1 protein-coding gene is annotated in these 641 nt (G+C 69.9%); it reads right to left on the minus strand.

The annotated features are described in order from the left end of the window. The coding region (locus tag NKG99_RS35830; RefSeq protein WP_352874190.1) for an AMP-binding enzyme at positions 1-641 on the minus strand (641 nt) is incomplete at both ends.

The raw sequence follows: 641 nt of genomic DNA on the forward strand, positions 1-641 counted from the left end.
CCAGATCTGTGCCAGCGTCGTCTCGATCTCGCCCTGCGGCGCCTCATAGGCCGCCCGCGCATAGGCGTCGTCGTCGGGAGCCGGCAGCCCCTTGCGGTCGAGCTTGCCGTTCGCCGTCAGCGGCAGCGCCGCAAGCTGCACGAAGGCCGATGGCACCATGTAGTCCGGCAGCCGCGCGCTTAAGTATGCGCGCAGGGTGGCGGCAAGTGTGCTTCCATCCTCGTGGTCCGATCCGGCCTCGGCCGCAACCACATAGGCGACGAGCCGCTTGGCGTCGGCGCGGTCCTCGTGCGCCACCACTGCCGCCTCGCGCACCCAGGCGTGCTCGCAAAGCCGCGCCGCGATCTCGCCCGGCTCGATGCGGAAGCCGCGGATCTTCACCTGGTCATCGTTGCGCCCCAGAAACTCCAGATTGCCGTCCGGCAGGTAGCGCCCCAGATCGCCGGTCCGGTACATGCGGGCGCCAGGCTCGCCGCTGAACGGATCGGCCAGGAACCGCTCCGCTGTCAGCTCCGGCCGGTTGAGGTAGCCACGCGCAACGCCGGCCCCGCCGATGTAAAGCTCGCCCACCGCCCCGAATGGAACCGGCGCGCCATGGCCGTCCAGAAGATACACCCGCGTGTTCGCAATCGGACGGCCGA

It is taken from the genome of Mesorhizobium sp. M1409 (assembly GCF_040317535.1).
Taxonomy (GTDB): Bacteria; Pseudomonadota; Alphaproteobacteria; order Rhizobiales; family Rhizobiaceae; genus Mesorhizobium.